The sequence below is a fragment of the Gemmatimonadaceae bacterium genome, from assembly GCA_035633115.1.
Lineage (GTDB): Bacteria > Gemmatimonadota > Gemmatimonadetes > Gemmatimonadales > Gemmatimonadaceae > UBA4720.
In genome coordinates, this window is the sequence record DASQFN010000011.1 from 13,334 (window position 1) to 39,575 (window position 26,242).

The 26,242-nt window shown below is 62.7% G+C and carries 22 protein-coding genes; 13 read left to right on the top strand and 9 right to left on the bottom strand.

The window, feature by feature from the left end; genetic code table 11:
* Positions 1 to 47: 47 nt before the first annotated feature.
* The 4 genes from VES88_01070 to VES88_01085 all read left to right on the top strand — a co-directional run bounded on the left by VES88_01070 (position 48) and on the right by VES88_01085 (position 5,507).
* Positions 48 to 1,445 carry a sodium:solute symporter family protein gene (locus VES88_01070; GenBank protein HYN80065.1) on the top strand — a complete coding sequence of 466 codons (1,398 nt, stop codon included), beginning with the start codon at positions 48 to 50 and terminating at the stop codon, positions 1,443 to 1,445.
* A gap of 99 nt (positions 1,446 to 1,544) precedes the next feature.
* On the top strand, positions 1,545 to 3,260 hold the full coding sequence (locus tag VES88_01075) for a hypothetical protein (GenBank protein ID HYN80066.1): 1,716 nt from the start codon (positions 1,545 to 1,547) through the stop codon (positions 3,258 to 3,260).
* Positions 3,261 to 3,267: 7 nt separating this feature from the next.
* A complete protein-coding gene (locus VES88_01080; protein HYN80067.1) occupies positions 3,268 to 4,659 on the top strand; it encodes an arylsulfotransferase family protein in 1,392 nt (463 codons plus the stop codon).
* A 17-nt stretch (positions 4,660 to 4,676) separates the two neighbouring features.
* Complete coding sequence (locus VES88_01085; GenBank protein ID HYN80068.1) at positions 4,677 to 5,507, top strand: MOSC N-terminal beta barrel domain-containing protein; 831 nt, start codon at positions 4,677 to 4,679, stop codon at positions 5,505 to 5,507.
* A 23-nt stretch (positions 5,508 to 5,530) separates the two neighbouring features.
* Here VES88_01085 and VES88_01090 read toward each other — a convergent pair whose 3' ends face one another.
* The 3 genes from VES88_01090 to VES88_01100 form a co-directional block, all read right to left on the bottom strand.
* Positions 5,531 to 6,007 carry an RES family NAD+ phosphorylase gene (locus VES88_01090; GenBank protein ID HYN80069.1) on the bottom strand — a complete coding sequence of 159 codons (477 nt, stop codon included), beginning with the start codon at positions 6,005 to 6,007 and terminating at the stop codon, positions 5,531 to 5,533.
* A 10-nt stretch (positions 6,008 to 6,017) separates the two neighbouring features.
* A complete protein-coding gene (locus VES88_01095) occupies positions 6,018 to 6,524 on the bottom strand; it encodes an antitoxin Xre/MbcA/ParS toxin-binding domain-containing protein (protein ID HYN80070.1) in 507 nt (168 codons plus the stop codon).
* 135 nt (positions 6,525 to 6,659) lie between these two features.
* A complete protein-coding gene (locus VES88_01100; protein HYN80071.1) occupies positions 6,660 to 8,162 on the bottom strand; it encodes an FAD-binding oxidoreductase in 1,503 nt (500 codons plus the stop codon).
* Between the two features lie 141 nt (positions 8,163 to 8,303).
* On the opposite strand from VES88_01100, the gene VES88_01105 reads away from it, so the two are divergent.
* Genes VES88_01105 through VES88_01125 form a run of 5 tightly spaced genes read left to right on the top strand, consistent with a single transcriptional unit; the run spans position 8,304 to position 13,492 of the window.
* Entirely contained in the window at positions 8,304 to 9,263 is a 960-nt protein-coding gene (locus VES88_01105; GenBank protein ID HYN80072.1) for a glycosyltransferase, read from the top strand.
* A 7-nt stretch (positions 9,264 to 9,270) separates the two neighbouring features.
* A complete protein-coding gene (locus tag VES88_01110; protein HYN80073.1) occupies positions 9,271 to 10,461 on the top strand; it encodes a glycosyltransferase family 4 protein in 1,191 nt (396 codons plus the stop codon).
* Positions 10,458 to 11,393 carry a lysophospholipid acyltransferase family protein gene (locus tag VES88_01115; protein ID HYN80074.1) on the top strand — a complete coding sequence of 312 codons (936 nt, stop codon included), beginning with the start codon at positions 10,458 to 10,460 and terminating at the stop codon, positions 11,391 to 11,393. Before VES88_01110 ends, VES88_01115 begins: the two co-directional genes overlap by 4 nt.
* Positions 11,394 to 11,405: 12 nt before the next feature.
* Positions 11,406 to 12,269, top strand: coding sequence for an ABC transporter permease (locus VES88_01120; GenBank protein ID HYN80075.1), 864 nt, complete (start codon positions 11,406 to 11,408; stop codon positions 12,267 to 12,269).
* On the top strand, positions 12,266 to 13,492 hold the full coding sequence (locus VES88_01125; GenBank protein HYN80076.1) for a PQQ-dependent sugar dehydrogenase: 1,227 nt from the start codon (positions 12,266 to 12,268) through the stop codon (positions 13,490 to 13,492). The genes VES88_01120 and VES88_01125 overlap by 4 nt, the downstream gene beginning before the upstream one ends.
* Positions 13,493 to 13,571: 79 nt before the next feature.
* Here VES88_01125 and tyrS read toward each other — a convergent pair whose 3' ends face one another.
* Positions 13,572 to 14,828: a tyrosine--tRNA ligase gene (gene tyrS / locus VES88_01130; protein HYN80077.1), complete on the bottom strand. Its 1,257-nt coding sequence runs from the start codon at positions 14,826 to 14,828 to the stop codon at positions 13,572 to 13,574.
* A gap of 60 nt (positions 14,829 to 14,888) precedes the next feature.
* Here tyrS and VES88_01135 point away from each other — a divergent pair, with 60 nt between their 5' ends.
* The 3 genes from VES88_01135 (at position 14,889) to VES88_01145 (ending at position 19,032) form a co-directional block, all read left to right on the top strand.
* Positions 14,889 to 17,288, top strand: coding sequence for a PBP1A family penicillin-binding protein (locus tag VES88_01135; GenBank protein HYN80078.1), 2,400 nt, complete (start codon positions 14,889 to 14,891; stop codon positions 17,286 to 17,288).
* An 88-nt stretch (positions 17,289 to 17,376) separates the two neighbouring features.
* Positions 17,377 to 18,327 (top strand): branched-chain amino acid transaminase, encoded by a 951-nt coding sequence (locus tag VES88_01140; GenBank protein ID HYN80079.1) that lies wholly within the window; start codon positions 17,377 to 17,379, stop codon positions 18,325 to 18,327.
* 51 nt (positions 18,328 to 18,378) lie between these two features.
* Positions 18,379 to 19,032 carry an HNH endonuclease gene (locus tag VES88_01145; protein ID HYN80080.1) on the top strand — a complete coding sequence of 218 codons (654 nt, stop codon included), beginning with the start codon at positions 18,379 to 18,381 and terminating at the stop codon, positions 19,030 to 19,032.
* Here VES88_01145 and VES88_01150 read toward each other — a convergent pair.
* From VES88_01150 to VES88_01170, 5 genes are all read right to left on the bottom strand, one after another.
* Positions 18,999 to 19,640, bottom strand: coding sequence for a hypothetical protein (locus VES88_01150; GenBank protein ID HYN80081.1), 642 nt, complete (start codon positions 19,638 to 19,640; stop codon positions 18,999 to 19,001). The two genes, VES88_01145 and VES88_01150, sit on opposite strands and share 34 nt — an antisense overlap.
* A 3-nt stretch (positions 19,641 to 19,643) precedes the next feature.
* Positions 19,644 to 21,041 (bottom strand): BamA/TamA family outer membrane protein, encoded by a 1,398-nt coding sequence (locus VES88_01155; protein HYN80082.1) that lies wholly within the window; start codon positions 21,039 to 21,041, stop codon positions 19,644 to 19,646.
* Positions 21,038 to 22,489 (bottom strand): sigma-54 dependent transcriptional regulator, encoded by a 1,452-nt coding sequence (locus VES88_01160; protein ID HYN80083.1) that lies wholly within the window; start codon positions 22,487 to 22,489, stop codon positions 21,038 to 21,040. The genes VES88_01155 and VES88_01160 overlap by 4 nt, the downstream gene beginning before the upstream one ends.
* Positions 22,490 to 22,495: 6 nt before the next feature.
* Entirely contained in the window at positions 22,496 to 22,822 is a 327-nt protein-coding gene (locus VES88_01165) for a hypothetical protein (GenBank protein ID HYN80084.1), read from the bottom strand.
* Between the two features lie 86 nt (positions 22,823 to 22,908).
* Complete coding sequence (locus tag VES88_01170) at positions 22,909 to 24,135, bottom strand: ATP-binding protein (GenBank protein HYN80085.1); 1,227 nt, start codon at positions 24,133 to 24,135, stop codon at positions 22,909 to 22,911.
* Between the two features lie 194 nt (positions 24,136 to 24,329).
* Here VES88_01170 and VES88_01175 point away from each other — a divergent pair, with 194 nt between their 5' ends.
* The gene (locus VES88_01175; GenBank protein HYN80086.1) at positions 24,330 to 26,222 is read left to right on the top strand and encodes an NYN domain-containing protein; all 1,893 of its coding nucleotides are present in this window, start codon (positions 24,330 to 24,332) and stop codon (positions 26,220 to 26,222) included.
* Positions 26,223 to 26,242 lie beyond the last annotated feature (20 nt).

Consider the following 26,242-nt stretch of genomic DNA (forward strand, 5'->3'; position numbering starts at 1 on the left):
CGGCTGTCAGTGGTGCAGGCGGTAATGATACGTCATCTTCCCGCCCCGTGAACACAGTCCTCTGGGGAGTTCTCGCTTATCTCGTCGTGCAGTTCGGCATCGGTATCTATGTGTCGCGCCGCATCAGGACGGAGAGCGATTACATCGTTGCCGGGCGACGACTCGGGTACGGACTCACGACGTTCACGATCTTCGCGACATGGTTTGGCGCCGAGACTACGATCGGCTCCGCGGGTGCGGTATACCAGTCTGGCCTGGCGGGCGCCACCTCCGATCCATTCGGTTACGGCGTGTGCCTCTTTCTCATGGGGCTCATCTTCGCCGTTCCGTTGTGGCGAAGGAAGCTGACGACGCTTGCCGATCTTTTTCGCGACCGCTTTTCGCCGGGTGTAGAGAAGCTCGCCGTCCTCCTCATGGTGCCGACATCGCTCCTTTGGGCGGCAGCACAGATACGCGCGTTCGGCCAGGTGCTTTCCGCATCTTCCGAGCTGAATGTTACCATCACCGTGACGATCGCTGCAGGAATCGTCATCGCGTACACTGCATTCGGCGGAATGCTCGCCGACGCCTGGACCGACCTCGTACAGGGCATCGTCCTCATCGTCGGTCTGGTGGTTCTGTTCGGCGCGATGATGTACAACGCGGGACTCGAGCCGTTCCTGTCGATCCCGCCGGCACGCCTCGATCCATTTGCTCAGGGTGCCTCGCCGCTCGCGATACTCGAGGAATGGGCAATTCCGATCTGTGGATCCGTTGTTGCGGCCGAGCTGGTCTCGCGTGTGATAAGCGCGCGCAGTCCCGAAATCGCGCGCAGGTCATCGCTTTTCGCGGGAAGCGGGTATCTGCTCTTCGGGCTCATACCCGTTGGTGTCGGTCTGGCGGGATCAGTTCTGCTGCCGGGTCTCGAGCATCCCGAGCAGATTCTGCCGTTACTCGGCCAGCGTTTCCTTCCAGGTGCTCTCTATGTCATCGTCGCCGGCGCCCTGATCTCGGCGATTCTATCCACCGTCGATACGACGCTTCTCGTTTGCTCCTCGCTCGTCTCTCACAACATCATCGTCGCAGCGCGTCCGCAGATGAGCGAGACGGCCAAGGTGCGCGTCGCGCGAGCAGGCGTGGCCACCTTCGGAATCATCGCGTATGTCATTGCGCTTCACGCTGAGGGAGTGTACGCCCTCGTCGAGGAAGCGTCGTCATTCGGCAGCGCGGGAATCTTCACGGTAGTGACGCTCGGGCTCTTCACACGGTGGGGTGGAGCGCTTGCCGCCGCCGCGTCACTGCTGGCAGGTGTCACCGCGTGGATAGCCGGCGCCTACATCGCCGACCTCGCCTTTCCGTATCTCATTTCGCTCCTTGCCGCTTTCGGTGCGTACGCGCTCGTGGCGCTAGGCACACACCGGCGTACGCCCGCTATGGTAAACGCGACTGGTGCTCCATATATCTAAGGATCTGCGGCAACCGGCACACAGCGCAGCCCGGGCGACGCGAGATACGCTGAACCCATCATACGCGCTGCGACTGAGCCGAGCCGAAGGAGCAGGAAAATGAGCGTCCCGCGAAGTTTCTCTGACACGCTGCTCTTCCTCGGCTCGATTCTGATACTCGGATGTAACGAATCCACCACTCCCCGGACCGGAACGATACAGGTTACCGTAACCACTACGGGCGCGACCAGCGATCGCGATTCTGACGGGTACACGTTGAAAATCGATGACAGGCCCGGCTCCCCGATCGACATCAACGCCACGGTGACGATAGCCGATGTCGCCATCGGCACGCACAGCGTCATGCTCGAGGGCTTGCAGGCGAACTGCTCGCCTACCGGAAGCAATCCGCGAACTGTCGAGGTGACTGGCGGCAAGGGAGCCGCACCTGCCACGGTTTCATTTTTCGTATCGTGTGTGCAGAAGACGGGAAGCATTGTTGTCACGACAGTGACAACCGGTTCGGACCTCGATCCGGACGGGTACACCGTGGTTGCCGGCGGCCCGCGCGGCACCATTCCGGCGAACGGAACACTCACTGTGACCGGAGTGACCGAGGGCGCGTGGGGCGTGACACTCAGCGGGCTGTCCCTCAACTGTGCGATTGATCCCCCGGCGACGAAAATAGTCACTGTGACTTCTGCGGCGCCCGTACAGGTTGCCTTTTCGGTACGCTGCGTTCCCACCCTGAGCCTTCGGGTGACGTTGGTGACGACGGGCGTCGATCTGGATGCGGACGGATATAACATCCAGGCGCAGCTCGCGGGGTCGAGCTTCGTGACAGGTGCCGGCGTGCAAGCCAATGGTACTGCGACTCTCACCGGACTCGCCCCCGGCGACTATGCAGTGACGCTATCCGAAGTCGAGCCGAATTGTGACGCGGCCAAGCCTGGCCCGCAGACGGTGTCGGTGGCGGCCAACCCAACTGCACTGACGATCGAAGTCACCTGCGAGAAGGGACGTCAGCTCGCGTACGCAAACAATGTCGGGCGCAACGCTGATATCTACGTCATCGGCTCCAACAATGCCGGCGCTACAGTGGTCACGAGCGACGCAACGGCCGACGCTGATCCTGCGTGGTCGCCGGACGGCAGCAAGATAGCCTTCACGAGTGAGCGCGGTGGTAACTACGACATCTACGTGATGAGCGCCGACGGTACGAACCAGGTGCGACTGACTACGAGCACGTCCGTTGACAACCGTCCTGCATGGTCGCCCGACGGCGCTAAAATCGCGTTCGCCAGCGTGCGTGACGGCAACGCCGAGATTTATGTGATGAACGCAGACGGTTCAAGCCAGGTCCGGATCACGAACGATATCGCACCTGACAGCGAGCCTGCCTGGTCACCTGACGGGACGAAGATCGCGTTCTCCAGCGGCCGCCCCGGAGGCGGCGGTATCTGGATCATGAACCCCGACGGGTCGGGCCTCAACCGGCTCACGACCAACTCCCGTGGTGACTGGAGCCCGGACTGGTCTCCTGATGGCACCAGGATCGCTTTCTCGAGTGAAGTTTCAGCCAGCACTCGCGACATTTACGTGATGAACGCGGACGGAACCGGGGTGACGTCGCTTACGTCTGGTTATGTACTCGCTCAGGATCCTTCCTGGTCGCCCGACGGGCGCAAGATCGCCTTCTCGTCGCCTTTATGTGCCGACTACTATTACTACCACTACTATTGCGACGCGCGCCTCCTGGTCGTCGGTCTCGACAGGACTATCTATGCTTCGCTGACAACGCCCTCGAACGCGTCCAATCCGATGTGGCGGCCGTGAGGTAAGCATGCGCTCGCGGGGAATTCTCGGCGCCGCAATGCTGGTCGCCGCGTGTGACAACGACCTGGCCGCTCCGTCGTTCTCCCGGATGATCGACTCGACGCTCGCGGCCGCAAATCCGCACAACGCGCTCAGTGCAATCGTGACTGTCCGCGTACGCCAGGTCGACAGCGTCGCCGTGCGCTTTCGTCTCGCCGACGCGCCGGCCACTGGCGACAGCATCACCCCTGCGGCGCAAACGGCTGGAGATTCGGCGGCGGTTCCTGTGCTTGGGCTGCTTCCGGAGCGCCGCTATATCCTGCGCGCCGTCGCGTACTGGGCCGGCGGAAATGTCGTAGGCGAGCCGGTCGAGTTCACCACAGGCAATCTGCCGTTGGATATTCCGCGGTACTCCGTGAGCGGATCGGATCCATCGCCGGGATTCGTGGTGTTTGCCGCCGGGACGTACGGGCTGGTCATCGACAATACCGGAAGAGTCGTGTGGTATCGCCAGTTCCCAAACGGTCCCGGCCTCAACTTCATGGCGGAGCCGAACGGCCGTTACGCGGCGCGACCCACGACGCCCGACCCAACCGACGTCGAGCCGTGGCTCGAGCTCGACGCGCTCGGCAATATCACGCGAACGTTCAGCTGCGCGCTCGGCCTTCAGTCGCGATTTCACGATCTGATCAGCGAGCCTGACGGTGGCTACTGGCTGATGTGCGACGAGACACGCACGATGGACCTTGCGGCGAGCGGGGGCGTCGCGAGCGCACGCGTGACCGGTACAGCCGTGCAGCATCTCAGCGCAGCCGGCGCTCTCCTTTTTCATTGGAGCCCGTTCGATCATTTCGCGATCACCGATGTCGATCCGGCAGACCGCACCGGCGCGAACGTCAACTGGACGCATGGAAACGCACTCGACTTCGATGTCGACGGGAATCTGATAGTGTCTTTCCGCAGCCTCGAGGAGATCACCAAGATCAATGTCGCCACCGGCGCGGTAATGTGGCGCATGGGTGGGCGACGCAATCAGTTCACGTTTCTTGATTCGCCGATGCCGCCGTTCTCCAGGCAGCACGGTGCGCGGATCTCCGCACCGGGTGCGTTGATGCTTCTGGACAATGTTGGCAACCCATTCGAGTCCCGGGTGGAGCGCTACACCGTGGATGAAGCTGCCAGAACCGCGCGGCTCGCTCACTCGTATGCTTCGGATCCGGGTGTCGTGACTCTCATCGGCGGGAGCGTTCAGAGCCTCGCGGGCGGACGAACTCTCGTGTCGTTCGGCACAGCCGGACGAGTTGAGGAGTACGATGCCGCGGGGCGAGTGATGTGGCGGATTGCCGGAGACGCCGGTTACGTCTTCCGTGCCCAGCGAATACGGTCACTATACAAGCCGGGACTGGGAAGCACGCGGTGACAAGTCCACGGGAGTGAATGATGTCAAACGCAGTGTACGACGAGCTCGGCTCGGTGGTTTCGCTCTGGAGATATCCTGTGAAGTCCATGCTGGGCGAGGAGCTGAACGCATCAGAGGTCACGGATCGTGGGCTGCTCGGGGATCGTGCTTACGCGGTGATCGACAGCTCCGACGGAAAGGCGGCAACCGCCAAGAACCCGCGAAAATGGCCGACTCTGTTCGATTTCCGTGCAGCTTTCGCGGAGCCCGATTACCTCGACGCCGGCACCGCTCCGGTGCGCATTACACTCCCTGATGGCAGAGCGGTCACAAGCGACCAGGATGATCTGAATCAGATTCTGTCCAGTGCATTCGACCGTGACGTGACACTTCGTGCGGCCAACGGTGGGGCGATCAATTCGGAACATTACTGGCCGGACATGGAAGGTTTCGACTATCGGGACGCGGTCACTGATTTCACGCTGCCTCAGGGAACATTCTTCGATGTCGGGATGGTGCATCTTTTGACTACCGCCACGCTCGATCGCTTGCGCGAGCATTATCCGCAGGGCCGATTCGAGGCTCGCCGGTTCCGTCCCAACGTCGTCGTGGAGCTCGGGTCAGGCGAGACGGGCTTTGCGGAGAATGCCTGGGTCGGCCGCACGCTCGCGATTGGGACGGACGTGCGACTGAACGTCACGGGTCCATGCGGGCGTTGTGTGATGACCACACTCTCGCAAGGTGATCTTCCGAAGGATCCGGGAATCCTCCGCACGGTGGCCCAGCATAACCACGCGAACGTAGGCGTCTATGCTGCCGTGATGTGCGGCGGTACGATCCGGCGTGGTGATCCGGTCAGGCTCGAGTAAGCGCCAGCCGTGCGCGCACCGGCTTATTGTTTTCTCAGCGCGGCGACAAGGCGTGCGTCGAGCCCGAACGGTGCAGACGCAGAGATTTTCACAGACTCGAACGACGCGTGCGCAGGATTCAGCAGGTAGTTAGCCTCGGTCTCGATGATGGCGCTCGGCACCTGAAGCGCCAGCGAACGATTTTCTGCAATCCACTTGTCGCCAAGCCTCTGCAGCTCCGGAGGAGCGGGATATGCTCGCCACTCGGCAGGTAGCGCTGAGGCCGGTAAGATCTCGAGCTCGGATTCATCGAACTGTGCCGATATGAGAGAGTAGGAGGGCAGCAGCGAAATCTTTCCAAGGCCGGCCATGACCTCGAGCGTTGCCAGAGCCACGGATTGCGAGGCATACGCCACGCGAACGCCGGCGCTGCTCCACCGTCCACCATAAAGCCGGGCGCCTTCGCCGTCGAATGCAGCGCCGGCGTGGCGTGTCTTTACGATTCGCCACGCCGTGAGCATTCACGCGCCTTCAAGCTGCAATACCGTGCTCCAGACGGCCGATGAGACGCTCGACTTCAAGCGCGCCAACATCGGTTGCCGCCAATTCGAACGGGACGAGATTGCCAAGGAGTGGTTGCGCGGCAAGAAGCCACTGGCGCGCCGCATCCGCGTCACCCTCGAACAATTCCAGAGCGCGGCCGAATACGCGCGAAGCGCGCAGCAGCCGATCGGATTCGTCGGGCTCGAGCCTGCCTGTCTCCTTGCGACGTGCCCACGTTCGCGCGGGGAGACGAATGACGACTGCGATCTCGCTCGAGGAGAGCGCGGTGTTTCTTTGAAAACGCTCGAGTGACGAGAACGAGAGTCCGCTCCGAACGCGCGCATCGATCTTGAGTGGCTCGTACGTGCGGAGGCCGAGGAGAGCGACGAAGTAATAGTTGCCGGGGACTCCGGCCCGGAGGCGCGCCTTGATCTCCGCGAGGTCGGCGGACTCCGGTTTGAGCGGTATGGGGAGACTGGTTACTCGTCGTGCCATATGGCAATATGATATCTGCCATATGCCGATCTGTCAATTCGGGCGCACCAGACGGCCCCGCCGCGGCGGGAGGAGCATTCGGCGGCCGAGCTGGCCTTGGGTTTAGCAGAGGCCGGCTTAAACGCCGAACTCTGATCAAATCTGATCCGAGAACATCCTCCGATAGTGGCGGTACCACTCGCTCTGAAAAACTTCGGCAGGATCGAGTCGTCGCTTGAGCCGCAGGAATTCCGCGAACTGCGGGTATGCGGCTGCAACCTGGTAGCGTTCCGCCCACCGGTGATACGTGAGATAGTAGCTGCCGCCATACGAAAGGCCGCGGTCGATCAACCGTCGGAAGTCCTGCGTCGCCTTTACGATCCCGGCGGCGTCGGGCATCACGTGGAGGTTGAAGATGATGCACGCGTAGGGCTGCTTCGCCCACGGCAGCATTGTCTCGGTGTCGCGCTCGATCAGGCGGATCGTGCCGTAGATCAGATCGGATCTGTGGCGCAGAAAGTCAGAGCGTACATCAGCCATGAAACGGACGAGCGAATCGCGCGGGACGTAGATCTCCGTTATCATCTCACTTCCGCGCGCGTGTGCGCCGAGCCGCTCGCCAAGAGACTCGTGGTAATCGGGCAGATACGTGCTCATCTGATGCTCGTCTGACCAGTAATACTGACCCGACGTCGTGAGGTAGTAGCTCGAGTAAGCCTGAAACGCGCGGGCGCGGTCCACATGAGCGAGATAGATCAGCTCGTGCCAGTTCTCGGGCTTGAGTGATGCGCGGTTGGTCGGCATTGGCATCGACTCATCCACCGGACGATAGCAGGAGAACACTCCTTTCCTCAGCAGAGCGTCCACACTGAGCTCTGTCGCGAACTGAAAATCACCGTACTCGAAGCCGTCAGCGATGCGCCGCTCGAACATCGAGGGTAAATCATCGATATCGATCACCTCGACGATGCGCTGCACCAGATGTCTCCGGGTGAGTCGGAGTCGAACGGTGACGATGATGCCGAAGAGACCGTATCCGCCGATGGCAGCGCGAAACAGCTCTGCGTTCTCGCTTCTGCTGCACCGGCGCCCTTCACCATCCGGCCCTACAATAGTGAACGCCGCAACGTCTCCGACGAACGGCGCCAGCTTGAGTCCGCGACCGTGCACATTCGCGGCGAGCGCGCCGCCGATGCTCAGCTTGTCGGCGCCTGTCTGCTTCTGAACGAACGCCCAGTGCTCCTTCGCTCCTTGCTGGCTGTCTACGAGATACTTGTACAGCTCGGGCCACTGAATTCCGGCCTCGACTTCGATTTCTCCCTTGACTCGATCGAACTCGACGACGCGCGCGAGGCCGCCCATGTCGATGAGAGTCGTTCCTTCGCCGAACTGCTGGCCACCCATTGCGTGTCTTCCCCCGGCGATGCTGATCGCTCGCCCGTCAGTGCGGGCGGCGCGGACCGCGGCCTGTACGGCCTCGGTCGTTTGCGGGCGCAGGATCGCGCGAACACGCGAAGGGTTGAGGTGCGAATGAACGTCGTTGACGCTGATCCCATCCGTGTTCGCGCTTCGTAATCGGCTGGGGCTGCAGGCAGGAGCAACGACTGTTGCAACCCCCGCGGTGGCGGTTAACTGGAGAAAGTCACGTCGAGAGATCATTTGTAGCTCAGGGCTCTGGGGAGTTTTGTCTCAGTGATGATTTGGCACTATTAGACTACGCCCTTGGGGGTCTCCCCCGCATACGCATTCTTACGTAGAAGGACGTCGTTCAACTCGCAGGGACCGGCCACGCCTGATTCGATGCGCATTCTCCTTATCGGCAGCCAGAACCAGTGGCGCATGGAAGCCGCTGTCGAGCGCGCATTCCAGCGCGCCGGCCACGAAACGCTGCTCATTGACGACCGCCGCACAAAGCGGCTCATCGGCCGGCGGCTCACGCAGACTTGGGCAACGCGACATGCTCGAAAATTCAGCCCCGACTTCGTCTTCCTTTCGAAGTGCCTCGCGCTCGATCCCGACACGGTTGACGAGATCATTCACGATCGCCCGAACGCGATGTGGTACCACGATCCCCAGTGGCATTCCGAGGTACAGCGTCCGGACATCGCGCACATCGCCACAATTGGAAGGCTCGCCCGCACATTCTTCGTCACCGGATTCGTTCCCGAATGGAGCGCGCACGGGCTTCGCGCGAAGTTCCTTCCGGCTGCGGCCGATGCCGCCATCACTCCCGTCCCGGAAGAGCCGTTTTTCAAAGCTGAGATTTCCTTCATTGGCACCGGCTACGACCCTGTGCGGGCGGACCTTCTCATGGCTGTCGCGAAGCACCATGATCTCCGTGTCTGGGGGCTTGGATGGGAGCCTTGGAGGGACAAGCTTCAGTGGGGCGGGCGTCCCGTGGAGGGCGCCGAGTTTGCGGCGGTCTGCTCGAGCAGCCACGTGGTGCTAGGAATCAATCCCACTCGTGCGGCCGGCGGTCCAACCTACACATCGGACAGGACATGGATGGTGATGATGGCCGGAGGATTCCTCCTCACGCAGTATTCGCCGGGACTCGCGGCAATGCTGCACGACGGAGTGCACTGCGCGTTTTACCACGACGTCGATTCGTGCGTCACGCGCGTCTTTCATTTCCTGGCGAGCGTCCGGGAACGGCATGTGATCCGCTCCGCGGGAGAGCAGTTCGTCCGCGCGAATCACACCTACGACCAGCGGATCCCGTTTCTTCTCGAAGATCGAAAGTGGACCAATCCGCTCTGACCACGCAGTGAATCACATCTTCGTCACGCAGGACTATCCACCGGTCGGCGGCGGGATGTCGAGGCGTTACGTGGAGCTGTGTCGTCGATTCGGTGACTCGACGACGTCCATCGAAGTCTCCACCGTGTCGGCGCCGGACGCCGGCGCGTTCGATTCCGGCGAACACTATCCCATCCACAGACAGCCCTTTTCGTTCGCCGAAGCGAATCGATTCTTCAACCAGGTTCGATGGGGAGCATGGCTCGACCGGCACTGCCGGAACCATGTTGACGTAATTCATTGCGGCAACATCAGGCCGGTTGGGTACGCGGTGACGTGGCCGGCCATTCGTGCGCGCATACCTTACCTGCTCTACGTAAACGGAGGCGACCTGTTGCGGGAGCAGCTCAAGTCGAAGGAAAGCCGGCTCAAACGCGCAGGCACTCGCCGGATACTCGGCAGCGCCGCCGGCATCGTCCCTCTCTCAAAGTGGGCCGGCGAGCTGGCCGGTGAAGTGATGGATGCCGTCGGAATAAAAACCGTTCCGCCGATTGGAGCGTTCGATCTGGGGACCGACCCCGAGCAGTTCGATCCAGCGCGTGATACCGGAATGCTGCGGGCTCGCTGGGGAGTCGGACGAGCGCCACTCCTTATCACCGTCGCCCGGCTCGTTCCCCACAAGGGCCAGGATTTCGCGATCCGCGCGCTCGCGGCGCTGAGCGACGAATTCCCGGACCTGCGCTATGTAATGGTAGGGGAGGGTCACGACGAGCAACGCCTCCGCGATCTCACACGCGAGCTCGGCGTCGCCGATCGCGTGATCTTCACGGGCCGGCTCGAGGACGCCGAGCTTCCCGAAGTGTACGCGACTTCGACGATCTACGTCGGGCTTTCGAGAGTCGACCGAGAGATCAACGCCGAAGGATTCGGCATTGCCTTCGTCGAAGCCGGAGCGTCCGGAATTCCGTCGGTCGCGGGAGACTCGGGCGGCGTGCGATCGGCAGTTCGGGACGGAGAGACCGGAATCATCGTCCCACCTGCGGACATCGACTCGATCACGGCCGCGATCGCATCACTTCTGCGTGACGACGCCCGCCGGCGATCGATGGGAGAAGCGGCGCGTCGAGCCGTTGAAACGCATTACAACTGGGACCGCGTTGCTCGCGACACGCGCGAGTTTGTTTATTCCGTCGTGGGCGAGCAAACGGTCGGACGATGACACCGACACTCGCACAGCGCCTGGAGTACTACTCACTTCGGGGTGTCGTTCGCGGTCTTGCCGCACTCGACTGGGAGACCGCCTGTCGCATCGGCGAGAGCCTCGGCACAATGGGCTACAAGCCGCTTCGAATCCGAAAGGACGTGGTCGAAAAGCAGATTGCCGCGGCATTCCCTGAAATGACACCGGCTCAGGTTCAGACGATCGCGCGGGCTTCGTTCGCTCATCTTGGGCGGACCGCGATCGAAACTGCGTTACTACCCGGGCTTGGCACGAAAGGCCTGCTCGATCTCGTAAAGAAAGTGGATGGCTGGGAGCACGTCGAGCGTGCCAGCGCGGCCGGGAGGGGGATGGTGATCGTCGCCGGCCATCATGGCAACTGGGAGCTGCTGGCCGGATACGTCGCGGCCCGGGGGATCCCACTCGATGTAATCGTCCGCGGCATGGCCAACCCGCTGTTCGATTCGTACCTGAACGAGATCCGCAGGGCACTGGGAATGACGGTCGTTCACGACTCAGAGGCCGTGAAGCTAACGCCTCGAGCTCTTCGCGAGGGCAGAGCAGTCGGATTCGTCGCCGATCAGGGCGTTCTGGGGCTCGCTTCCACCTACGTGAACTTTTTCGGGAGGCCCGCAAAGACCCCCCGCGGCGCCGCGGTATTCGCCTTGCGATTCAATGCCCCGGTCCTGTTCTTCGATGCCCTGCGGCAGCCCGATGGCAGCTATCAGGTAGTAATCGAGCCCGTGGAGGTATCGCTGACCGGGGACAGAGAAGCGGACGTCGATGCCATCATCACACGGTTTACGGAGCTGCTCGAGAAATGGGTGCGACGTGTTCCCGCGCAATACTTCTGGCAGCATCGCAGGTGGAAGCGGCAGCCGCCGGACACGCCCCCGGAACTGAGAGATCCAACACGTCAGGTCGATGACTAGCAAGGGTGAGATTTGTTAGACAAGGCACAGCGACGGCGCCTCCTGGGCGACAACCGCGCGCGGTTCGGCCTCGCGGTCGTCGTGATCATGACGCTGGCTGCGATCGCTGCGCCTCTCATTACGACGCAGGATCCGCTTCACATCGATCTCTCGCAGCTGCTCCAGAGGCCTTCGGCTGAGCACTGGCTCGGCACCGACGTTCAGGGGCGCGACATCTGGTCGCGCCTCGTTTATGGTGCACGCGTGTCGCTTACGGTGGGACTCATCTCGCAGGGGATCGCGCTTCTCCTCGGTGTGACGCTGGGATTGCTGGCCGGCTACTACGCCGGGTGGGTGGATGAGGTCATCATGCGTCTCGCCGACGTCACGCTGGCGTTCCCGACTCTGCTCCTGCTCATCGCGATGGTAGCGGCGTTCCAGCCTTCAATGGCAGTTGTCTTTGCGACGATCGGCGTCGTGGGATGGGCAGGAATGGCGCGCCTGGTTCGCGGGCAGGTGCTGGTTGTCCGCCAGCTCGAGTACGTGCAGGCGATACGCGCGCTCGGTGCGCGCGACTGGCGAATCATGCTCGGGCATGTTCTACCGAACGTCATCGCGCCGGTTGTCATTGCCGCCACGCTGGGGGTCGCCGGAGCAATAATGGCGGAGGCGGCGCTGTCGTTCCTGGGGCTTGGCGTTCCACCACCGGCTCCGAGCTGGGGGTCGATGATCGCCGATGGGCGCGACCTCGACCAGCTGCGCCGCGCACCATGGACTTCTGTGTTCCCGGGAATGGCGATCGGTGCCGCTGTTCTCGGCTTCAATCTGCTCGGTGACGCGCTTCGCGACGCGCTCGATCCAAAGCAGTATTACAAGGCGCCGCCGAGTCCGGTATGAAGCTGATTCTGTTGTTGGGGGCGAGCGTTCTGCTGAGCTGCAGGGGTCAGGGCGACTCAATCGGCAACGAGGCGTCGGCTGCGCCGTCGTCACCTGCGTCAAATGCTTCTGATTCCAACGTTGCCCTCGATGCCCCTCCGGTTGCGCAGGCACGACTCACGGCCACGACTGTTCGTCTCGAGCAGGTAGGAGATCGCTTCCGCAGTCCGGTTTTCATCACCTCTCCGCCTGGAGATTCAAGGTTGTTCGTGGTGGAGCAGGCCGGACGGATACGTGTTTTGAAGCAAGGGCGTGTCCTGGACCAGCCATTTCTGGACATCTCCGCGCGTGTGCGTAGCGGCGGCGAGCAGGGTCTGCTCAGCATGGCGTTCCACCCCGACTATGGCACGAATCGCTGGTTCTACGTGAACTTCACCGACAGGAACGGTGACACTCACATCGAGCGATTCACGGCGAGCGCCAATGCGGACGTTGCCGACCTCGGATCGATGCTGCTCGTTCTCAAGATCGATCAGCCGTATTCGAATCATAACGGCGGTCTGGTGATGTTCGGGCCCGACGGAATGCTGTACATCGGGATGGGCGACGGCGGCAGCGGTGGGGATCCGCAAGGGAACGGGCAAAACCCGCGCGCGCTGCTCGGCAAAATGCTGCGAGTCAACGTCAGCAGGGCGGAGCCGTACACCATTCCGGCCGGCAATCCCTTCGCGAACGGGCAGCGCGGGGCGCCCGAAGTGTGGGCGACGGGGATCCGGAATCCATGGCGTTTTTCGTTCGACCGCAGTGCCAACCTCCTGTACATCGGCGACGTAGGGCAGAACCGTCAGGAGGAGATCAACGTGGCGCCGGCGTCGCGAGCGGGCATCAATTATGGCTGGAACATCATGGAGGGCTCGAGCTGCTTTCGCTCTTCGAGCTGCGACCGTGACGGGCTGCATGCGCCGGCGGTGTCGATCAGCCAGAGCGACGGCGCGTGCTCGGTGATCGGTGGCTATGTGTACCGCGGCCGCCGGATTCCGGAAATCGTCGGACACTATTTCTACTCGGACTACTGCGCTGGCTGGCTGCGGAGCTTCCGTTATCAGAACGGTGCGGCAGCGGATCGGCGGTCGTGGAAGATCCAGGATATCGGCAACGTTGTTTCGTTCGGCGAGGATTCATCCGGGGAGCTGTACATCGTCGCCGAGAATGGGAGGATCTACCGGTTCGCGGGCGTCAGCTGAGGCTTCGCACGGGCTAGACTCGAGCTGCTGCTGCATCTGTGAGCTGGCCCAGCGACGATCCAAGAATCGGCCGCGCCGACTATGAACGAACCCGAAGCAATCCGAAGTCCCGCCCGCCTTTCTTGAGCAGGTAGTACGCGCCCATAAGCGGCTCGCCGAGTGAATCAGATCCCGCCGATATGCGCTGACCATTCACCGCCACGCCGCCTTGCTCGATCAACCTGCGCGCGGCGCTTTTCGACGCTGTGAGGCCGAGCTGCACCAGCGCGTCTACCACAGTCGGTGTATCGGACGTTTCCGTAAACGGCACTTCACGGCTGAGCGCTTCGAGTGCCTCGCGCGAGAGCGACGCCGGGTCGCCCTTTGCGAACAAGAGGCGCGAGACGTCCTCCGCCACGCGCGCGGCGTCCGCACCGTGAACCCGCGTGGTCACGTCGCGCGCCAGCGCCTGCTGGGCGGCTCTCGACTCCGGGCGCTCCTCGACCGCGCGCTCGAGCGACTCGATCTCCTCTCGTGAAAGCAAGGTGAAGTAGCGCAGGTACTTCCCGACGTCGCGATCGTCCACGTTGATCCAGAACTGATAGAACTGGTACGGCGACGTCCGCTCCGGATCGAGCCACACATTGCCCGACTCCGTCTTCCCGAATTTTGTTCCGCTCGCCGTCATGACCAGCGGAAAAGTCAGCGCGTTCGCCTCCCCGCCTTCGGTGCGACGAATGAGCTCCATGCCCGCAGTGATATTTCCCCATTGGTCGCTGCCGCCGACCTGAAGCGTCACTCCGTCGCGTCGGAACAGCTCACGGAAGTCGTACGCCTGCAGCAGCATGTACGAGAACTCGGTGTATGAGATTCCCGCCTCCATGCGCGCCTGCACCGACTCCTTGGCAAGCATGTAGTTGACCGTGAAATGCTTGCCGACGTCGCGCATGAAATCAACGGCGGCGAGCGGCACGAGCCAGTCGGCGTTGTTTCGAATCTGCGCGGCGTTTGCTCCTGAGAAGTCGAGAAAGTTCTCGAGCTGCGCGCGTATAGCGCGTGTGTTGGCTTCGACAGTCTCCATCGAATGAAGCTGCCGCTCCGCCGTCTTCCCGCTTGGATCGCCGATGAGTCCGGTGCCTCCACCAACGACGACGAACGGCCGATGCCCGCTGCGCTGCAGGTGCATCAGCCCCATCACTGGAATCAGGTTGCCGACGTGCATGCTCGACGCGCTGGGATCGAAGCCGGCGTACGCGGAGACCGGCGCTTTCGCCAGAGCGTCAGCGAGGCCGTCGCTGTGCTGATGCACCAGGCCGCGCCAGCTCAGCTCGTCGAGTACTGCGTTCGGGTGAGGCATGCCGCAAAATAGAGTCGCCGTGAGGCGGTGTCACGGTACCCGGATTACCTTTCTCACCCGATGGCAACGCGTAAAGATTCGTTCCGCCGCCGCCACCCGCTCGTCGTGCGCGGACTGCTGCTGCTCTTCACGTTCGGCGTTGCGTCGGTGCTCGGCCTGGCCTTCGGCTCGTGGGTGCTCATCTGCCGCGGCAACCAGTGCCCTCCGGTCGAAGCTCTCGACGACTACACGCCGCGACAGACGTCCAAGCTCTATGCGGTGGACGGCCGCTTCATCGCCGAGCTCGGCCTCGAGCGACGGACCCTCGTCAAGCTCGACGAGATTCCCCCCACGGTTCAGCAGGCATTCGTCATCACCGAGGACAAGCGCTTTTACGGCCACGCCGGCGTTGACTGGATTCGTGTTTTTGGAGCACTGGGCCGCGACATTCTGGCCCGCGCGTGGGATCAGGGCTTTTCCACGATTACGATGCAGTTGGCGCGAAACGTTTTTCCGGAGCGGCTGACGCGTGAGAAGACGCTCGTTCGCAAGATTCGCGAAGCGAAGGTCGCCCGGGCGATCGAGGCGAAGTACGACAAAAAGAAGATTCTCGAGCTCTACCTCAACCAGATTTCTCTGGGCAACGGCGCGCACGGTGTAGAGGTAGCATCGCAGCGATATTTCGGAAAATCCGTCCGCGACCTGAACCTGGCAGAGGCGGCGACTCTTGCTGCCCTTCCAAAAGCGCCTGAGCGATACAACCCTCGCAAGCATCCCGACCGCGCGGTTCAGCGGCGCAACACCGTGCTCGGTCTCATGCGCGAGAACGGCGCAATCAGCCCTGCCGATGAGAGTGTGGCGCGCGCATACCCGCTCAGGCTGGCCAACAAGGAAGAAGCCGGCGACGTCGCCCCTTATTTCGTGGAGTGGATCCGCCAGCAGCTCGACGATCAGTTCGGCAAGCAGCTGTACGAGCAGGGTCTCAAGGTATTCACCACACTCGATCTCGACCTGCAGTCCGCCGCCGAGCGCGCGCTCGAGCGACAGCTCCGGCTGATAGAAGCGGGTAGATACGGAAGGTACCGGCATGAAAGCTACGAGCATTACGTCGCTCGCAGCCTTGCCGGCAGCGAGCCAGGGGCAAACTCGCCGTACCTGCAGGGCGCGTTCGTCGCGCTCGATCCGCGCAACGGGACGATCCGGGCGATGGTGGGAGGACGCGATTTCTACGACTCGAAGTTCAATCGCGCCACGCAAGCGCTGCGGCAGCCCGGCTCTGCTTTCAAGCCCATCGTCTACGCTGCCGCGGTGCAGAACGGCCGTCCCCCATCGTACATGGTGAACGACTCGCCGATCGTCGTGCCCCTCGGAGGCGGTGGCGGCAAGGATTGGACGCCGAGGAATTTCGACGGACAGTTTCTGGGATTCATGCCCATGCGCCGCGGACTCTATGAGTCCCGCAACCTCGTGGCGATCCGCCTCGGAATGGAGCTCGGCGAGCAGACAGTGATCAACGAAGCCCGCAATTTCGGGTTGACGACGCCTATTCCACCGTATCCCTCCATTCACATCGGCGCGGCGGATGTCTATCCGCTAGAGCTGATCTCCGCATACTCGGTCTTCGCGAATCAGGGAATTCGTGCTGCGCCGAATGCCATCCTTCGCGTGGAGAACGCGCGACAGGAAGTCCTCTGGCAGCAGACGCCGGCGCGGACGCAGGTGCTTTCACCCGAAGAGTCCTGGATCATGGTGGACATGATGAAGGACGTCGTTCGTCGCGGCACAGCCGCCGGTGTGTGGGGCGCCGGCTTCCATGTTCCCGCAGGTGGCAAGACTGGAACGACCAACGACGGCACGAACGTCTGGTTTATCGGCTACACTGCGGACCTCGTCGCGGGAGTGTGGATAGGGCTCGATCGGCCGCAGAAAATCCTTGGCGACGCGCAGGGCGGACGGCTCGCGGCACCCGCGTGGACGCAGTTCATGTCGGAGGTCTATCGCCGCCGAACCACGCCGCCCGACTGGCCGCGTCCGATTTCGATCATCACGCGTGAGATAGACGTCAGCACCGGCATGCTGCAAACGCCTTACTGCGCGCGAGACCTGATTCGCTCGGAGTTCTTCATTCCCGGCACCGAGCCGATGATGGAATGCAACAAGCATTACGGCTATGGCTACCCCGGGTACATCGATAGTCTGGGGCGGGCACCCGACACGTCTTCGCGAATTCCCGATACGATCTATCTGCCCGCGCCACCACCGGTGCCGAGTCCGTTGCCGCCTCCGGTTGCTCCGCCGCAAACCCGGGTTGTGCCGGGCGGCGTGCCGATTCCACGCCCTGCGCCACCTTCGCCGCGCGGAGATACCAGCCGATCGAGAACCATTTTCGATACTGCTGCACGAGTGCGTCCTCGACCCAATGCGCCGCCGAGGACCGATACGATCCGCCGCGACACTCTCCAAAGGCCGGTACCTCGCTGAAACCGACGTGGATTCCGGCCACGGTGGGTAGCGTCTCCTTGCACAATCTCGATAGCTTTTGAGTCTCACCCCGAGGCGGATGGCACCGATGGCTCGACCAGCACAGCAGCACCACCGTATCTGGCGCGACGGACAGATGGTGAACTGGGAGGACGCAACGGTTCACGTGATGAGTCACGTCGTGCACTACGGATCGAGCGTCTTCGAGGGAATCCGCTGTTACTCCACACCCGCGGGCCCCGCGATTTTCCGGCTCGCCGACCACATGCGCCGGTTCGCTGACTCCTGCCGCATCTATCGAATGCCGCTCACGCACTCACACGCCGCGCTGATGCAGGGCTGCATCGATACGGTGGCGGAGAACGGGCTGGAGCAATGCTACCTTCGTCCTGTCGCGCTTCGCACGGGCCAGCAAATGGGTGTATTCCCGAAGGATGCGCCGCTCGAGGTGTTCATCGTTCCCTGGCAGTGGGGAGCGTACCTCGGCCAGGCCGGTCTGTCGGAAGGCGTCGACGTTTGCGTATCGAGCTGGCGGCGGGCCGCTCCCGACACTTTCCCCACGATGGCGAAAGCCGGCGGCAACTATCTGAATTCGCAGCTCTCATTGATGGAGGCGCGGATGGACGGCTACGCCGAGGGGATAATGCTCGACTATTTCGGTTTTGTCTCCGAAGGGAGCGGTGAGAATCTTTTCCTCGTCCGCGATGGAAAGCTGTTCACTTCAACAATCGGCTCCGGGATCCTGAACGGAATCACGCGTGACTCCGTACTGACTCTTGCACGCGATATGGGCATCGGCGTCGTCGAGGGCACCATTCCGCGAGAGATGCTGTACCTGGCCGATGAGCTTTTCTTCACGGGCACTGCCGTCGAGATAACACCAATCCGTTCGGTGGATCGCATACCTGTCGGAACAGGGAAGCCGGGACCCATCTCGCTGGCGATTCAGAAGGAGTACATGGGAATAGCCAAAGGGACTATCGCCGATCCGCACGGGTGGCTGACTCATGTGCCGAGCGAGGTTCCTGCGGGTATTTAGCCTGTACCCGTTGTATATTCTGCGTCGTAGCAACGCAAACTGGAGGAGTGCTTGATCGTAGGTTGTCTGGCACTGAATGCATCGTTCGAGCCCCTGACGATGGTGCCGATGAGGCGCGCTCTCAGGCTCGTGATCGACGGCAAGGCCGAGATTGTCGAGGCCGACCCGGGGCGTGTCGTGCGCTCGGAGCGGCTGACATTGCCGCGCCCGGCGGTCATCCGTCTCACGCGCTTCATACATGTTCCGCGGCGTTTCCGTCGTCAGGTGACGAATACGTTCCTGTTTGCGCGCGATCGCTATCGTTGCCAGTACTGCGGGCGTATGCAGATCGAGCTCAGGCCGCGTGAGTCACTGACACGCGATCATCTGATCCCGTTGTCGCGCGGCGGGACGAACGAGTGGACCAACGTCGTCACCGCGTGCAGCCCGTGCAACACGCGCAAGGCGAACAGCCTGCCGAGCGAAGCGGGAATGCATCCAATGCACGCGCCCGTTGAGCCGCACTTCGTGCATCTGAGCTGGGCGGTGCGCCGGCTGACTCCGACACAGGCGCGCTACATCAAGCTCTTCTACGGCGACGAGACGCTACATCGCCTCGAGGATCTCGAGCACCGGCATCCTTCCAGCGGTCAGCTGCAGCACGGGCACCAGCACCATGCGCATGGCCAGCATCACGGACGGAACGCGCCGGAGCGCGTCTCGTAACGACGCTTCTCTCCGCCGAGGAGACGCACAACGAGAGTCCGGACACCGCGTGAAACTGCGGTGCCCGGATTTTTCTTTCCGCGCACAGCCGGCTTGAGCTCTCCCCTCAGCCACCTCTCCACTTCGTCGAGCTCGGTGAGCGAAAGTGTCTCGATATCGAGAACGAGATTGTAGTAGGTGCGTTGACCACGCCGGGGTAGTGAGATCGGCGCGCGAAACGGCGCGCTCACGACTTCCTCCGCTTCGGCAGCGGTTTCATAGCTGCCGAGCTGGACGGCGCGGTTTGCAATAGCGCGGAACACGTGGTAGCGCTTGCCGAGTGCGTCGTATTTCACGACGACGTCCCATTCTGCGGCGGCTTTGATATCGTCGAACCAGCCGCCTGTTGCCCATCGCTCAATCCGGTAATGCAGGCGCGCCGGAAATCCGTTGATCAGCAGGTTTCTCATCGGTGCATCGGACAAAAGGGCCGCCGATCGGACGAACGGTGCCTCGGTTGCGAGCTCGGTCCGCTCAGGGAGAACTATCTGTATCTGAGCCTTCTGCGCGTCCGCCTGAAACGCAACTAGCAGCACCCCGGCGGCGACAACGCAAACACGGAGACTCACTTCTCAGAAGCGGTTGTGGATCCGCACGAAGAAATTTGCCGGCTCCTTTGGCGACGAGACGGCTTTGGCCACGTACAGCCCCGTGACTCCCAGATCGAGACCGAGACCGAGATCTGTCCGGTAAGTACCAAAGGGCGGCAATGCGCCCGACGGATACCGCAGGTCGCCAAAACGGCCGCCTACGAGCCAGCCGCGGCCGGCGTCCACGAAAGCAACGACCGAGGGCCGCACCGTGAACGGGGCGCCGCGCACTCTGATTCCGTTCCGGTTGAACATGTCGATGAGGTCGGAATGCAGCTCGTTCCGATACTCGAGCTGAGCGAGCGCGACACGCTCGCACAGCGCAGGTCTTCCGGGCATTGCGACGCCATCGGGTGCACACTGTCCGACGTCGGGACCGATCTCGACACGCCGGAAATCAAAACCGGGCAGCGTTCCAATCCCGCCCACGGAGAGTCGCCGCTGCAGCGGCAGCTTGTCGCCGTGCAGCCATCCCCCAATTGCCAGCCGGGCATTCAGCTGAGTATTCGGCGAGATGCGATTGTATTTCCTGACGTCGAAGAAGATGCGCCCGTATGTAGTCAGCGGCGTGGGATCATCGCCCGGCAATGCTCCGAACAGAGCTCCGGAGGGCTCGAGCTGAAACGGCACGAGGTGACCCCTGCCGTACTCGTAGTGCGCGTCGAGATACCATCCCGCCCAGGGGTTCAGCTCTGCGTTCCGTGAATCGAGGCCGACTCTCGTCTCGAAGAGATGGGCCGTGCCGTCCTGCATCACAGGATTCGTGCGCCATCCTTCCCCGCTTCGGAAGAGCGTCATCACATCTCTCTCTCGCCTCGAGCTCCAACGCTCGTGCGCGTAGCTCATCTCCAGCGTGGCGGCCTCGCCCGAAAATGCCGACGCTGACAAACGCGCTCCGTGTCGGCCGAAATAGTCCAGGTAGTCCCGCTTCAGAAAAAATGCGGCGAGGCCTGCATCGGGCTCGGGCAGCTGCCATCGCTCCACGGGTGAAACGATATCGTACGACGAAGCGCCGACCGAATATCCGCGCCGGCCGCCGAAGCGCGCATCAGCCGTTACGCTGTGTCCGAGGTTCTCCGAGTCCCAGTGCGCGGAGTGTGCGGTGCGAAGAATTCCGAGCACAGCGAGGCGCAGCGTCGAGCGCCCGAAGTCGCCGCGAAAGTTTGGCCCCATCATGATCGGCAGACCTTCGACGCGATTGTATGCTTTGCCCGACGTCAGCGTGAGGCCGTTCCTGTCTCCCCTGTTGCGCCAGAACGACCTGATATCGAACGTCGAGTCCCTCTTGACTGTGTCGGGCACCTGGGCGTCGATCGGAGACAGCGGGGCGACCACTGCTGCGCAGGCGACAATGAGACGAAACCGTCTGGCGCCTGTCATTGCGTCTCCGCTGATGCAATGGCTTCCACGGACTGGCCGATGCCAAGCCGTTTCATACGCCGGTAAAGATTCGGGCGATCCGTCTGCAGCCGTCGCGCCGCCTCGGCGATGTTGCCATGCGAGGCGTCAATCGCGCGCTGAATGAGGCGTCGCTCGTAGTCGTCCAGCGCTTCTGCAAGGGTGGGATTCTCCATTGCATTTGCCGGTGGGGCCGGCTCCGCTGTTGCGGCCGGCTCATCGGTGAAGGCCCATGGCCGGGGACTCGAATCTGTTTCTCCGGAACGGGCCGGGCGCAGCACGTCCTGAACGCGGTTGGCCGTAACCTCTGCGCCGGGCTGCATTATGGAAAGTCGCTCGACGATGTTCGCGAGCTCGCGAACGTTGCCCGGCCACGGGTATCGCTGCATGGCGTCGAGCGCGCCCGGTGTCCATGCCGGAGGGATCTGGCCGGTTCGCTTGAAGTGGAGGAGACAGAAGTGTCTCACGAGCAGCGGAACGTCGCCTTCGCGCTCGCGGAGCGGCGGCAGCGCCAGCGGTATGACGTTCAATCTGAAGAAAAGATCTTCGCGGAATCTCCCGTTCTGCACGGCTTTCTCGAGGTCGTGATTCGTTGCGGCGATGATTCTCACGTCGACCTTTACGGCGTGGCTGCTGCCAACTCGCTGAATCTCTCTCGCCTCAATTGCCCGCAGCAGCTTCGCCTGCGCGTCGGGGCTCAGGTCGCCAACCTCATCGAGAAAGAGCGTGCCCGTGTTGGCAAGCTCGAATCTTCCGATGCGCGTCTGTGTGGCTCCGGTGAAAGCCCCTTTCTCATGTCCGAACATCTCGCTTTCGACGAGATCGCGGGGGATCGCCGCACAGTTCACGCGGACAAAGGGGCGATCGCGTCGGGTGCTCGCGTCGTGGATCGCGCTCGCGACGAGCTCCTTGCCTGTTCCTGACTCGCCGGTGATGAGAACGCGCGCGTCGGTGGCGGCAACACGAGCGATGAGCTCGTCCACGCGCGTCATCTGCGGACTTTCACCGACCATATCGCCGGCGAGACCAAGCTCTTCACGCAACTCGCGCGCGACTCGACGGGTTTGCCTGAGCTCGAGGGCGGCGCCGATTGCAAAGAGAACGCCTTCAGGTGTGAGCGGCTTCTCCAGAAAATTTATCGCGCCGAGCTTGGTGGCCGTGACCGCATCGCTGAGGCCGGCGCGCCCGCTCATCATGATCACCGGAAGATCCGCGTGCTTTTCCTTCAGACGTTGCAGCGTCGCCATGCCGTCCATCTCACCCGGCATCATCAGGTCGAGCAGCACTACGTCGGGATCATCGTTCTCCGCGCGGGCAACTCCCTGGGCCCCCGTCGGGGCGTCGATTACCTGGTGACCTTCTGCCGCGAGCAGAGCGCCGACCATCCGGCGAATGTTCGGCTCGTCGTCGACAATGAGGACCGTTGCCACTCGGTATCAGGGGCGCTGCGCTTCACCGTGCGCACCGGGTGCCGCCGATGAGGCCTGTCCGGCCGGAAGTGCACCACCACCGCGCGTCGCGCTCAGCAGCTTGGTCGTGAATCGCTGGCCCTCCGAGATCCTTTCCACCTCCACCGCGATTGCATCCACGGACTGCTCGATTCGCTCGAGGCGCGAGGCCACTTCGGCGGGAATCTGCGGTCGCTTCGATTCGTTTTCGACTTTGGTTGCATAAGCCTTGATCATCGGGCGGCCGACGACGATCGCCACCACCATCGCGAAGAAGCCCAGCGGAACGAAAAGGCCGATCATCTCCGGTCCCATCAGTCGGCGCTCCTCGATAACGCGTGAAATACATCAATGACGACGATTGCGAAAAAACCAAAGGGCACGAGATCATGTGGCATCGTTCAGCTCCTCGCTGCTGATGGACCCTTCACCGGCAAAACGAACCGGATGCGCGTACCCTTACCCAACGTGCTGGTAGCGTCGACGGTTCCATCATGTGCCAGCACGGCCTGTCGCGCAATTGCCAGCCCAAGTCCCGTTCCCCCGGGCTTGTTCGTGACGTAGGGCTCCCACACGCCGGCAAGATCGGAAGGGGCGATGCCCGCACCGTCGTCGCTCACGGTGATCTCGACGGCATCACCACTTCCATTTCGAATGGATTTCGCCTCGACCGTAATCGTTCCCGCAGGAGCGCAGGCATCAACTGCATTGAGCAGAACATTCGAAAGCGCGCCACTTAGGGCGTCGTTGTGTCCGACGATTGACGGCAGGTTCTCGTCGATCCTCGTCACCAGCTCTATTCCCGGCGGCAGTGATGCGACCGCGGAGTGGCGCACGAGCTCCGCGACATCGATCTCGGCTGCGGGACCTTCGGGGAGCCTCCCGAATGCCGAAAAGCTCTTCGCGATTCTTTCGAGACGCGCTGATTCTGTCGCCAGTACTTCCACAGTCTCCTGCATCTCGGGCGTTGCCTGTCGCCGCAGCCGATCGACAGCGAATCGAATAGGCGTCAACGGATTCTTCAGCTCATGCGCAACACGTCGGGCGCTTTCGCGATATGCGCGGAGCCGTTCGGTCTCAGCTGCCCGGCGGCGCCCCGCCTCGATTGCCTCGGCCATTTCGCGCATTCTTCTGCGAAGCGTTGCGAACTCGGGCGCGCCTTTCGCGGGCGTTTGATCCGGAGACGGCAACGACTCGCCACGTCCGATGAGTGAGGTCCAGCTTACGATCTCATCGAGGGGGCGGCTCATCTGCCGGCTGAGGTGTCCGGCAACGCGCGAGGCGGCGACGCCGAATACGATCAGCGCGAGAACTGCCGCGGCCGCCACTACGCGTGTCGACCGTCCGGCCAGAAAACTGTAGCGGCGCGCCTGCTCGAGAGAGCTTGAAAGCTCCCGTTCATGTTCGTCCACGAGCACGCGCTGCGCGGGGGTAAGCGTGGCGGTCCGGACGGCGGAGATTGCTCGTTGACCCGATGCCGCGACGCTCTCCCAGGCCGCGCGCCCGCTCACGAGCGGAAGGGCCGAGCTCACGGTTCCGCTCCACAGCAGCGTTAACAGCGCCGCAGGCACTATGGCGAACAGCGACAGGATAACGATAAGTCGTGTGCGGAACCGGAGTTGCTTCATCACAATTACGTTATAAATTACCTGTCTGTACGCGACTTCGAGGATTCGGGGGAAGAGCGGCGCCTGCGGGCAGCCGGCCGTCCCTGTCAGGACCTGAAGACGCGTTCCCCGCGACACAATGCCGCGGGATCATTCGGTTGGCGAGAAAGCCCCGCGAGACCGCGGATCGCCGCCAGTACTATTCACAACCCTTAATGACATTCCGCACTCCGCGGACCGCGCCCACCTCAGCACAATCGCGCCGTCCCGTCGCCCCGATTCATCGAGGCCCTCAGGCAGTATCGCACTCCTCAGCTGGCAGTCAGACAATTCACCACGCGCCGAACGCCGCGCTCCTCATCGATTTCGACAACGTCACGATGGGGATCCGGTCGGACCTGCAAACGGAGCTCAAAAACCTCCTCGCCTCCGACATCATCAAAGGGAAAGTCTCGGTTCAGCGCGCCTACGCCGACTGGCGTCGCTACCCGCAGTACATCGTGCCGCTCGCCGAATCGTCGATCGACATGATCATGGCTCCCGCTTACGGCTCGGCGAAGAAAAACGCGACCGACATCCGGCTGGCCATCGATGCGCTCGAGCTCGTGTTCGTCCGTCCAGAGATCGGCACCTTCATTCTTCTCTCCGGTGATTCCGATTTCTCGAGCCTTGTCATCAAGCTCAAGGAGTACGGTAAGTACGTCATTGGCGTCGGGATTCGCGAATCGTCGAGCGATCTCCTCGTGATGAACTGCGACGAGTACTACAGCTACAGCTCGCTTGCCGGGCTCGTGAAGAGCGGCGACGAAGAAGTCGTCAAACACGATCCGTGGGAGCTCGTATCGGAAGCTGTGCAGCGGATGAAGCGAAACGGCGATGTCATGCGCGCCGATCGTCTCAAGCAGGTGATGCAGCAGATGGACAGCTCATTCGACGAAAAGAATGTCGGCAAGTCGAAGTTCTCGCTTTTTGTTGCGGAGGCGGCAAAGAAGGGCCTGCTATCGCTCAACAAGCTCGAGAACGGTCAGTACGAAGTTGACCTTCCACGCCCTGGCGGAGCTCACGGTGTGACGGGTGAGGCGCCCGCGCCGGCAGAAGCGGCGGAAAACGGTGACGGACGGCGCCCACGGCGCGATTCGCGCGGACGCGGTCGAGATCGTGCGCCACGAGGCGAGCGTCCGGACCGATCTGCCGCTGCGCCGCGAAGCGCGGCAGCGCCGGACGCCGCGACTGGAACCGCGCGCGAAGCGCCTGCTGCAACCACGCCGCGCGCCCAAGCTGCGGCACCGGCGGCAGCGCCGCGTTCGCCAGCGCCGCGTTCGCCAGCGCCGCGTTCGCCGGCGCCGGGTGAGATCGGAGCAACCGGCCTGCGACTCACGCGCGAGGAGGCTTTCGACCTAGTCCGTCGCGCGGTCGCTTCGCTCGTCAGCGGAGACTCCGCTGCAGCGGCCAGTCTTGTTCGCTCCACGGCCCGGGCGCTCCTCGGTCGCGACAGCGAAAGTCTGAGCGAGCGTAACTTCACGAGAATACTTCAGGATGCGCACGACGCCGACCTAGTCGACCTGAGGCGCCGAGGCAACGATTACGAAGTCGCGGCCGCGGCCGGCGGCGCTCCGGTTGCGACTCAGCTCGCGGCTGCTGAAACTGCCAACACGCCTGCCGTGAAGCCGGTTCCAGCAGCGCCTCGCGGGATGGCTGCGCGCGGTGGCGGCAGAGGACCGATGGGCCGACAGGGCGCGCCGCCGGCGCATATTCTCAACGTTGGCGTGGTTGGCACGCGCGCGGGATCCACTCCGCCGGCTGCCGCGGCTGCTCCTGTTGCTGCTCCGGCGAGTGAGAGCGATGTCGCACCGCTCGACGCGGCGGCTTCAGCTTCGCCGACAGAAGCGACTCCGTCGAAGCCGACACGCGGTCGGAAGCGAGGCGCTCCAGTCAGGAAAACGACGGCGAAAAAGAAAGTGGCCGCCAAGCCTTCGATCGATCAGCCGGCGCCCGCCTCCGGTGAAGCAAAACCTCCCGCGCGCAAGCGCGCGACGCGCGGCGGTCGCAAGAAGGTGACGACAGCAGGTGCCGCTGCGGAGACGCCAGCTTCCCCAATATCGGAATAGCCTGTCCAGCGCTTCGGCGC